The sequence below is a fragment of the Streptomyces sp. NPDC043878 genome (assembly GCF_056435735.1).
The window spans coordinates 181,136-191,149 of the sequence record NZ_JBWKDW010000018.1 but is presented as its reverse complement, the minus strand read 5'-3'; the positions used below and the strand labels follow the sequence as shown (position 1 = coordinate 191,149).

Genomic DNA, 10,014 nt, shown 5'->3' with positions numbered 1-10,014 from the left:
TCCGCGGCCTCCAGCCGGATCCGCTCGCGAAACGCCTGCCGTCCAGGCGTCAGCCCACCACCCTGCGGATATCTCACACAACCGGCATACCGCGACGATCACACATCGTCAGCCCCCGGCGACAACACGCCGCAAAGGTCAGTAGACCCTCACCCGCCGCGACTCCGGCTCACTTCTTGCGGCGCCTGCTCGCCCTCTTCTTCAGCTCGGCTTGGCCGCGCTTCGTCCAGTCACCTTGGTGGAGGTAGCAGCGCGAAGTGCCCCTCACTGTCTTGTTCTGGCAGCGACCGCCGACCGCCGTTGGCCAACCGCACTTCCCTTGCTTCCACTCGCCCACCGTCTACCCCCGGTAGTCCAGCTCACCTGTCGACAACCAGCGTGCGTGACCGCGCATACGTGGGGGAGGGCGCATGGCAGGCGGCACCCGGGTCCCAGGCGCACGCGGTCAGTACATCCAGCGCATCTCCTGGACGTGCACGCTTTCCAACTGTGGTGGTGGGCTGTGTGCAGGGGCGTTCACCTGCGTTCATGGGCGGCCCGCTCGTGGGTTGCAGCCGACTCGCGGTCTCGCCTGAACGGTCGTGAACGGGGCTGAATGAGACGGAAGCTGAGACGGAGCCGAACCGGAGAGCGCCATGTCAGACCTGCTGTGCAGGATCTCCGGCATGGGATACGAGCTTCACATGACGCGAGCCTCGCACGGGCTGGAAAGCGAGGACTGCACTATCACGCTTCACGAGTGGATCGACTTCGCGCACAACAGCGCAGTCCTCCGGGAAGAGGGCTACCTCGACCTCCACGGCGTGGGCCGGCAAACCGGTGTTCACCTGAGGCAGTCCGGCCGGCGTCGCGGTCGGGCACCCACTGGTTCGATGGACGAGTGACCTTGTCCGGGGCCCACGCACCGGGTGAGGACCTTGTCGGCCTGTCCGACCTTGCGGCAAAGCTGATCGGCGATGACGGGGAGCGGCGCTCGGGCTCCGTTGGGTGCAACGACGGCGAGTGCTGAACTTGGACTTCGCCGAGTTTCTCGACCGCCTGCCGCAGGTTCGCAGCCCATTGAGGCCAGCGCCCCTGACTTCGGCCTCGTAGCACGTGCAGCACTGGGTCTCGACTGAAGGGCATACAGATTATCGCTACTGCTGCCCGCTGGGTCCCCACCTCATAGCGGCGTATGCCGTCGCTACGTCCGAGCAGCAGGGTAGCGCGCGCAGCGGCGGAGTCTTCAAATCGACACCGCAGAACATGAGACGTACCCTTATATGCGGGGGCAGTAATGGCTAATAGGCCATAACCGGCCCGACGACGGCGGGGTGAAGGTTGCACGCCATCTCATACCGGAACATCGTTGCCGATCAAATATGGGATGCATTTCAGGTGCGCGCGGGCCGCTCGTATCCGGCGCCACGTTAGCCGAAGTAATGTATAGGAGTATGACTTTCTAGCCGTGCAGCTTGACCCCTTCCCCGCCGCCGGTACGGAAATTCTTCTTCAGACAGTCGAGCATTTCTCGATGGAGATGATGGAAATGACGCATCCGTCAGACGACTCAATGGCTGGAACAGGATGCGCTGGCTGTGAAGGAGCGTATCCCGTCACGGAAGCTCCCCACCGGTCGGAGCAAGAATTTCGGTCTCTCTGGTCTCATCGGCAACCGGTAGAACGTCAGCGGCCATTGACGCCTGAAGCTCCGTTCCTTCTCGATGGAGAGTTGGTCGAGGACTTTGAGCGTATGAACGCCCAATATCCTGGGCCGCTGTACATGACGCCCGTGGAGTACGGCTCTTCCTTGGCCGTCGCAGCCTTTGTCGACCGCAAGGAAATGCTAGCGGTGGCCGGCAAGGCAGGAAGGTTGCAGGGCGTCATCAGGGGAACTGCCACAGGCCTCTGCCCTCCGGAGGGATCGCCTGCCCCCACCAGACTAGTCGTCAGAGACGAGACCCTCCTGAGGGGCGTGGGTTTGTCTCTTCTGCCTGAGGTGTTTGTTCCAGACTTGAGCCGCGAACCTCGAAGGTCGTATCTCAACTGGGACAATGCCACCCGTTCCATCGATGTATGCGGTTACCCGTACTCCATGTACGCGAACACAAACTTCCAGGGGGACGAGTACTTCATCAATTTCCGTTGCAGCTTTACGGAACTGGGTCAGTGGGACTTGAGGATTTCATCCCTGAAAAACTGGGGAACGCTGTATCCAGACGTGTAACCAGTGAGGCAATTTACGACGGGCTGGGGATGTAGGCATCGACCCGTGAGGGAGCGGTGTCTCGGTAGTGGCTCCCGGGGCACCGTGTATCACCTACCCCAACCCACCACTTACCCCATGCTCCCCCCTGGGCCGCGAGCGCTCCACTGGCTGGGTCGACGGCACGGGATGGGAGCTCCCCGCCCTCGCCACTAACGGCCAGCACTCGCGAACGGCGCCCCCGCCATCCTGAGCCTGAACGCCCCCGCCGGAGGCGTGTCTTTGACCTGCGGGTGACTTCCTCGCTTGTGTCCGCTGCACGTAGCGGGCCGCAGAGGCGGCGCGCGCCCGCGCTTGCGCGGGCCTGGATGAAGTGAAGAAAGTTATACCGCGCTGGGAGCACGACGGGTTTTCAGCAGCGGGATTCGTTCAAAACAGACGTGCGCTGACCTGCTCGTTTGGCACCAGGAAGACGGCACTATTGACCCCTGCTGGCCACGAGCCTGCACGAGTCGCGCTCAAGCCGCGAACCGAAGCCTCTCAGGTGCCGGCGTGCGGTCCGCGAATCCGTGATCAGCCGATCGTGCTGCCCGCTGCGCGAGCCAGCCAGACACACGTGGTCCGCCGTTTACTGCCGCGCCCTCCCGAACGGTGCGAACGTGCGAGAAGCCGTGCGCAAGGTAGTACCGCTGGAGTTCGTCGTCCAAGCGTCCAGGCGGAGCCACCGTGCGCCTGCACGGAGCGCACGGTCGCTCGCCCAGTCGAGCAGTCGGCCGCCGAGGTCCTGCCCTGCGTATTCACGAGCGATGGTGAGCTTGTTGACGAACATCGACGGTTCGGTCAGTTCGTCGTCGGTCCACAGACCTTCCTCGGCGTCCGGGGTGAGCGTCATCGTTCCGGCCGTCGTATGCCCGTCCCGGAGCATGAACACCGTCCTGGCCTCGATCGTGGCCAGCAACTTGTCAGCGGGGTACGGACGGCTCCACTGGTCGGACCCCAACCCCGCAACCAGGCCGCCGCCTCTTCGCGGAGGGCGAGCAGCTTGGTCACGTCGTGCGGTTCTGCGAGAGTGATGATCACGCGTTCTCGCTTCGGGCTGACAGCTCGCCGATCTCGTAGTTCATACGGTTCAGGTTCCCTCGGAACGTCGTGATCGTGCAGTGGATCGGACCCTCTGCGGAGTAGCTGGTACGCGTCCAGAGCATCACCGGTACACCAGAAGTCCAAGAGTTTCCCCGACGGACAGAAGCGACTCGCTGAGAAATGGCTGTCCGGGATCGAAGCGGACATGACGCGAGGGCAGTACATCGACCCCCGGGCCGGCCGCCTCACCGTGCGGCAGCATGCGGAACGGTGGTTGGCCTCCCTCACCATGGACCCCGGCACCTTCGTGAGCACCGAGCAGCGCATTCGTCTGCACGTCGTGCCGCATCTCGGCAGCCGATCACTCGACTCCCTGCGCCCGATCCACATCCGTGAGTGGCTGCGAAAACTCCAGGACGGGCGAGTGGCCCCGGCTTATCAGCGCGTCATCTTCGCGAACCTCAACGCGATGTTGGCGGCGGCCGTGGATGACCGCCTGATCCCCCACAACCCGTGTCGTTCGGCATCCGTGAAAGCGCCCAAGCCAGAGCCTCGCCGGATCGTGCCGTGGCCGCCTGAACGTGTGCTGGCGGTACGTTCGGCCCTTCCGGAGCCCTACCGTGCCGTAGCGGACCTGGCCGGCGGATGCGGCATGCGCCAGGGCGAAGTGCTGGGTCTAGCCGTTGACGACGTCGATTTCGTCGCCGGGGTCGTCCCCGTCGTGCGGCAGGTCAAGCTGATCGCCGGACGGCAGGTGTTCGCATTGCCCAAGGGCGGCAAGACGCGCACCATCCCGTTGCCGGAAGCCGTCGCACGGTCTCTTGAGGCCCACGTCGCCCAGCACCCGCCGACGGCTGTGACTATGCCGTGGCGCTCCGTCGACGGCCCACCGGTCACGGCCTCCCTGCTGTTCTCCAATGCCGGACGGCGCGCGGTGAACCGCGTCGTCTTCAACCGCCTGGCGTGGCGGCCGGCGCTCGACGCGGCCGGTGTGCCGCGCGGGCGGGAGAACGGGATGCATGCGCTGAGGCATTTCTACGCGTCCGTCCTGCTGGACGCGGGGGAGAGCATCAAGGCTCTGTCGGAGTACCTGGGACACCACGACCCGGGCTTCACGCTGCGGACGTACACGCATCTGATGCCCAGCAGCGAGAAGCGGACGCGGGAGGCGGTGAACCGCGCGTTCGAGGGCGGCACCGAGACCGATGACGGCCCCACGACGGCCCAGGGGTCGTCAAAGTAGGGGAAACGTGCAGGTCAAGCCGTAGGTAGCCTCAGTAGCGCGCTGCCGCTGGTACTGATCCCCCTGCTCGGGGGGGTGCGGCATCGTCGCACGCCCCGCCGACGGCCTGCATCGTTGCGCTCGACGTTGGTTGTGATGGCGCGACGTCGGCAAGGTCATCGGCCTCGACAGTGATCGGCGAGCCGGGAGCAAGGACCGTCCTCGGTCTACCGAGAGCGGCCTTCGGCCCGACCGGGAGGGGATTCGCTGATGGCTCATCTCTTTCCCTCGTCACTTAAACCGTGACTTCGGCCATGGCTCTCATGCCGGTGGCGTGATGGGATTCGCACATCTGTTCCCACAGAGAGGTCACAGGTTGATATCCCTCACCGCAGGAATCACAGGAAGACGTCGCTTAGCCCTCGGCGCGATCCTCGCGATCGTCATCGGATCCGGTGCCGGTGCCACCGGCACCGCCTACTCGGCGGGCGGCTCCGACAGCCCGCCGCCCGTCCACGGCCCCGGGGCGCGGGCAGCTGCGGCCGCCGAGCCGGACACTCCCAACGGCCCTGAAGCCGGCCCGCCGTTCACGAAGACCAACAACGTGTGGCAGACCGACACCACCACACCGACGTTACGCAACACGGTCACTGCCCCCAGCGGTCACAAGACCACCGCGACCTTCGAGGTTCACACCACCGATTCCAGCGGCAAGCCCACGGCCACGGTCGTCAAGGTGACCGACGAGAACCAGTGGGGCGTCCTCGTCTCCGGCGAGGTGACCGCCGGCAAACCGGCCTCCGTCACGGTTCCGGCCGGCAAGCTCAAGAACGGTGTCACCTACGCGGTCCGCTCCTCCGGGTACGACGCCACCAGCAACGTGTACGAAAGCGACTGGTCCCCGTACTCCACCTTCAAGATCAACGTCCCCCCGCCAGAGAAGCCGTACGTCACCTTCCCGGCACCACAGACCACGTCCGGCATCGACTCGCTTGCGCAGACTCCGATCGAATTCTCGCGTACCGATCCCGGCCCGGTCACGGGACTGCGCGGCGATGACAACGACCGGAAGTGCTCCGCCCCGGATGCCGAGGGGCGGAAGGTGTGCATCGAGATAAGTCGTGACGCGCCGACTCCCGAAGACGCAGCGGTCGCCAAGGGAGCGATGAGGCAAGCTGTTCGGGGCGCCGATCTCGTCTCGTGGTGCGCCGCGAAACCGGACGGCAAGGACTACATGAACCGGGGCGAGGCGTGCCTGAAGAACGTCGGCTACGCAACCCTGATCTTCATCGACGCCGATGACCTGCCGAGGTTCGGCACCGCCACGTTCGCACTGTCCCAGCAGATCAAGCTGTACAACAAGAAGGCGGACACCGGCACGGATCGTGCGGAGTTCGACCAGCAGCTCACCGTGGTCCCAACGCAGATCGACGACGCGACCGAGGGCGTCCACCTCACCTGGCAGCCCGCCGACAACTGCAAGGACTGCACCACCTCGCAAGTCAAGTGGGCGGGCGACGACGGCCTCAACACGACGCCACACTGGGCAGTCGGCGAAGTCGGCGCCCAGTACGCCATGACCGCGAAGACGCAGACGATCTGGAACGGCACCGGCAAGGAGCAGTTCGACCTCGGCTGGAGCCTCCTCGGCTCCGTCGACGCCGGGGACGCTCACGCGCAGACCAGCCTCGGCACCAGCGGCGACACCCGTGTCCGGGAGCTGGCGCCACGCTGTGACGACATTGCCGGAGGCAACATCAAGACTGGCTGTGTCTTCCCGTACTTCAAGCCCACCTGGACCGTCGACACCAACCTGTACCCGGCGGCCGGTGCCTACTACTGGCTGATCCAGGAAAAGCTCCCCTCCCACCCCGGCAGCCGCAAGTGGGATTCCCTCGTCACCTACCTCGGCCCCGGCAACAAAGCCGATCCGGACGGCGGGGACTGGACCAACGACGACAGCCGCGACATCGTCTGCCCCGCAGGGACCAGCGGCTTCAAGCCCAACCCTGCCACGCCCGGCGGATCATGCGACGAGTACGCGCCCGCAAGTACCTACCAGAGCGGCGGCATGCCGAAGGGTCCGAACCAGGTCGCCTCCGGGAAAGAATGCGCACAGCTCTACACCAAACCCATGACCGGCGGCACGTGGGGACTGCTGGCAGAAAACCGCGACGGCTACACCGGCCCGAAGTGGAACGAAAAGTGTGGTCGTGCCTCCGTTCCCACGGATCAGAACACCGGTGCCTTCCGTGACCTCGGCATCAAGTTCGTTCCCCAGATGCGGCTGCTCGACAAGGACGGGTTCTTCATCAGCGATCCCGGCTTCGAGCACTGCAAGAACGCCGACACGGTCTGCGCCTGGAAAAAAGTCGGCTGACCTGACCCTTGACTGACCAATCCTGTGGCCGGAGCACCCTGTGGTGTTCCGGCCACAGCGCTATGCGAAGCGTGTCCATTCCGGGTCCCGCGGATGCGCCGGACCGTCCCACACAAGGGCCTGATCGACGAGACCGGGCACCTTCGTGTCCTGGTGTCCGTCCGCGTACTCCACGCCACGGTTCTCGTACAGGGCATCGGCGACTTCGATGAGGTAGTCGGCAAACGACGGCCACACGCCCAGCTTGGGGATGCCGGCCTCCTCGAAGGTTCCGATCCGTCCGTAGCCGGGTCCTGGGGTGCAGTCCGTGAACAGCCCGTACAGACCGCTGCGGTCGGTCGCGGCGAAGGCCAGGTACCGCACCGTGGGGTCGTCCGGTCGGCCGATCGTGTGTGGGCCTTCATCCCAGTACGGCAGATGCTGCACCGGAGGGATTCCGTGCTTCCTCGGCAACAGCCAGGCAGTTTCCTGTCCTTGGTGGGGGAGTCCGGTCTCGGGATCGGGTGTCCAGCCGAAGTCACCGGGGTGACCCGTGCCGTTGCGGAGGCGGTAGAAGGCCTTGAGGCCCGGCGGGACGGTGAGGTCGAGTTCCTGCTCGACCTCACCGATGTCGGCCTCCGGGGCGGGCGGAGGAAGCATCCGGTAGGAGCGCGGAGCGTGCCGCTCCAGCCACTCCTCGATCCTCGCCCAGGCGCCCGCCACGGCCTGCCACTGCTGCTGAGCGTCCGTCATACACGCGACTCTACGGGTCTCATGCCGCACTCCGGCAACCTCACAAACTCCTCCCACTGCACAACACTGTGGCGGTGACATCGGCGGGTGTCGCCCGTTCCCGACGCGCCTCTCGGACATCTTGGCGTTGCTGCCACAGCCAGCCGCCGTAAAGTGCGACACCACCAGCTCACCTGCCCAGGGCCGCCGCCCAGTACGGACTGACGAAGTTGGCTTCCGCTGACACACCGGCGGCTACTGCGGTCCCAATCGCCCCACGGCGAGACCCGCTCCACGACGGCGCATCGACCAATCTGTCAGTCGATCAGGGTCGTAGTTCTCGTAAAGGCCAGCGTGAACCGCTGAAGCCCGCACTGAGACGGAGCTGACCCGCGCCGAGCAGTGCCTATCCGCAGAAGGCGACGGAAAGGCCCGGTGGCTGACCGCAGGTCGCCGTAGGGACCCTCAGTCTCAGGTTGCGGCAGTCGCAACGAGACGGTGATACGCCATCCCAACGCCAGCCGGGATCTCCTGACGGACGCCGCGCGGTGAACCGCGTCGTCTTCAACCGCCTGGCGTGGCGGCCGGCGCTCGACGCGGCCGGTGTGCCGCGCGGGCGGGAGAACGGGATGCACGCGCTGAGGCATTTCTACGCGTCCGTCCTGCTGGACGCGGGGGAGAGCATCAAGGCTCTGTCGGAGTACCTGGGACACCACGACCCGGGCTTCACGCTGCGGACGTACACGCATCTGATGCCCAGCAGCGAGAAGCGGACGCGGGAGGCGGTGAACCGCGCGTTCGAGGGCGGCACCGAGACCGATGACGGCCCTACGACGGCCTAGGGGTCGTCAGAGTAGGGGAAACGCGCAGGTCAAGCCGTAGGTAGCCTCAGTAGCGCTGGTTGAGATACCCCAGGAACTCGTCGTGCAGCAGGCCGTTGGAGGCCGCCGCGTTGCCGCCGTGCGGGCCGGGGCGGCCGTCGAGGGCGGTGAAGGTGCCCCCGGCCTCCGTCACGATGATCGCGTTGGCCGCCATGTCCCAGAGTGAAAGCTCGGGCTCGGCGCAGAGGTCGACGGAGCCCTCGGCGACCATCATGTAGGGCCAGAAGTCGCCGTACGCGCGCGTGCGCCAGACCTCCCGGGCCAGGTCCAGGAAGCCGCCCAGGCGGCCCTGGTCGTCCCAGCCGGTGAGCGAGGAGTAGGCGAAGGAGGCGTCCGCGAGCCGGGAGACGCTGGACACGTGCAGCCGGCTCGCCGAGGAGAGGCTGCGCCCCGTATACGCGCCGTGGCCCTTCGCGGCCCACCAGCGGCGGCCCAGGGCCGGGGCGGAGACGACGCCGACGACGGGCTGGAAGCCGCCCTCGCCGGCCTCCATCAGCGAGATCAGGGTGGCCCAGACGGGCACACCGCGTACGTAGTTCTTGGTGCCGTCGATCGGGTCGATGACCCAGCGGCGGGGACCGGTGCCCTCGATGCCGTACTCCTCGCCGAGGATCGCGTCGCGGGGGCGCGCCCGCTGGAGCTGGCCGCGGATCAACTCCTCCGACGCCTTGTCCGCCTCGCTGACCGGGGTCATGTCCGGCTTCGTCTCGACCTTGAGGTCGAGGGCCTTGAAGCGGGCCATCGTCGCGGCGTCGGCGGCGTCCGCGAGGACGTGGGCGAGACGCAGGTCGTCGTGGTAGTCGGGCATGTGGTGAACGGTATCTGCCGGGCCCCCGCCTAGCTACAGGGGACCGGTCCGCTCGTCGGCGGGTCGGCCTCCGCGCCGTCGCGAACCCTTGACAGTGCCTGTGAGCGCGTCAAATCTGGGGCGAAGCCGCTCGCCCAGGGAGGCGATGATGCCTGCAGCGCGGGAGTCCCTGCTGGACGCCGCTTTCACGGCGCTGGCGCGCCGGCCGTGGTCCACCGTGCGGATGGTGGATGTGGCCGCGGCCGCCGGAGTGTCCCGGCAGACCCTGTACAACGAGTTCGGCAGCAAGGAGGGCCTCGCCCGGGCGCTCGTGCGCAGGGAGGCCGACGGTTACCTCGCCGGGATCGACCGCGCCCTCGCGCAGCCCCTCGACGCCCGTGAGCGGCTCACCGCGACCGCCGAGTGGACCGCGTCGGCGGCCCGCGAGAACCCGCTGGTGCGCGCGATGGTCACCGGTTGCTGGAGCGAGCGCCTGCCCGCGCCGACGCTGAAGGCGGTCCCATCCTCCTCGGCCGTCCCGGCGCAGCGGCGGGCGGACGGGCCGCTGCCCTCCCCCGGCGACCTCGTGGCGATCGTCCGTGAGCGGGCCGTGGCCGCCCTGTCCGGTGCCGGCACGGCGCGACCGGACCACGCCGACCTGGTCCGCTCCTGCGAACTCGCCGTCCGGCTCGCCCTGTCCTGCGTCGCGGCCCCGCCGGGCGAGGGCGGCGCGGGTGAACTCGTACGGGCGGCTCTGTCACGGCA

General features: G+C 66.8%; 6 protein-coding genes and 5 pseudogenes. 6 read left to right on the top strand and 5 right to left on the bottom strand.

Going from position 1 to position 10,014, the window contains the following annotated elements; translation table 11 throughout:
* Window positions 1-77, bottom strand: a pseudogene (locus AC07AZ_RS24930) (helix-turn-helix domain-containing protein); the annotation flags it as partial.
* Window positions 78-635: 558 nt separating this feature from the next.
* Here AC07AZ_RS24930 and AC07AZ_RS24925 point away from each other — a divergent pair.
* Complete coding sequence (locus AC07AZ_RS24925; RefSeq protein ID WP_478851314.1) at window positions 636-884, top strand: hypothetical protein; 249 nt, start codon at window positions 636-638, stop codon at window positions 882-884.
* A gap of 848 nt (window positions 885-1,732) precedes the next feature.
* Window positions 1,733-2,206, top strand: a complete 474-nt coding sequence (locus AC07AZ_RS24920) for a hypothetical protein (RefSeq protein WP_478851312.1) — start codon at window positions 1,733-1,735, stop codon at window positions 2,204-2,206.
* Window positions 2,207-2,703: 497 nt separating this feature from the next.
* On the opposite strand, the pseudogene AC07AZ_RS24915 reads toward AC07AZ_RS24920, so the two are convergent.
* Window positions 2,704-3,265, bottom strand: a pseudogene (locus AC07AZ_RS24915) (GNAT family N-acetyltransferase).
* A pseudogene (locus AC07AZ_RS24910) lies at window positions 3,262-3,405 on the bottom strand (GntR family transcriptional regulator); the annotation flags it as partial. The pseudogenes AC07AZ_RS24910 and AC07AZ_RS24915, both read right to left, overlap by 4 nt.
* Here AC07AZ_RS24910 and AC07AZ_RS24905 point away from each other — a divergent pair.
* Window positions 3,402-4,511: pseudogene (locus tag AC07AZ_RS24905) on the top strand (tyrosine-type recombinase/integrase); the annotation flags it as partial. The pseudogenes AC07AZ_RS24910 and AC07AZ_RS24905 sit on opposite strands and share 4 nt — an antisense overlap.
* A 355-nt stretch (window positions 4,512-4,866) precedes the next feature.
* The gene (locus AC07AZ_RS24900) at window positions 4,867-6,870 is read left to right on the top strand and encodes a hypothetical protein (protein WP_478851310.1); all 2,004 of its coding nucleotides are present in this window, start codon (window positions 4,867-4,869) and stop codon (window positions 6,868-6,870) included.
* A 60-nt stretch (window positions 6,871-6,930) separates the two neighbouring features.
* On the opposite strand, the gene AC07AZ_RS24895 is transcribed toward AC07AZ_RS24900, so the two are convergent.
* Window positions 6,931-7,602 carry an SMI1/KNR4 family protein gene (locus tag AC07AZ_RS24895; protein WP_478851308.1) on the bottom strand — a complete coding sequence of 224 codons (672 nt, stop codon included), beginning with the start codon at window positions 7,600-7,602 and terminating at the stop codon, window positions 6,931-6,933.
* A 512-nt stretch (window positions 7,603-8,114) separates the two neighbouring features.
* Between AC07AZ_RS24895 and AC07AZ_RS24890 the strand changes: the two are divergent.
* A pseudogene (locus tag AC07AZ_RS24890) lies at window positions 8,115-8,423 on the top strand (tyrosine-type recombinase/integrase); the annotation flags it as partial.
* Window positions 8,424-8,469: 46 nt separating this feature from the next.
* Here AC07AZ_RS24890 and hisN read toward each other — a convergent pair.
* Entirely contained in the window at window positions 8,470-9,270 is an 801-nt protein-coding gene (gene hisN, locus AC07AZ_RS24885; RefSeq protein ID WP_478851306.1) for a histidinol-phosphatase, read from the bottom strand.
* A 148-nt stretch (window positions 9,271-9,418) separates the two neighbouring features.
* Between hisN and AC07AZ_RS24880 the strand changes: the two genes are divergently transcribed.
* The coding region (locus AC07AZ_RS24880; protein ID WP_478851304.1) for a TetR/AcrR family transcriptional regulator at window positions 9,419-10,014 on the top strand (596 nt) is incomplete at its 3' end.

What these genes read in the sequence shown, in the direction of transcription:
- AC07AZ_RS24925 (WP_478851314.1), top strand. Translation starts at nt 636, where the DNA reads ATGTCAGACCTGCTGTGCAGGATCTCCGGCATGGGATACGAGCTTCAC.
- AC07AZ_RS24920 (WP_478851312.1), top strand. Translation starts at nt 1,733, where the DNA reads ATGAACGCCCAATATCCTGGGCCGCTGTACATGACGCCCGTGGAGTAC.
- AC07AZ_RS24895 (WP_478851308.1), bottom strand. Translation starts at nt 7,602, where the DNA reads ATGACGGACGCTCAGCAGCAGTGGCAGGCCGTGGCGGGCGCCTGGGCG.
- hisN (WP_478851306.1), bottom strand. Translation starts at nt 9,270, where the DNA reads ATGCCCGACTACCACGACGACCTGCGTCTCGCCCACGTCCTCGCGGAC.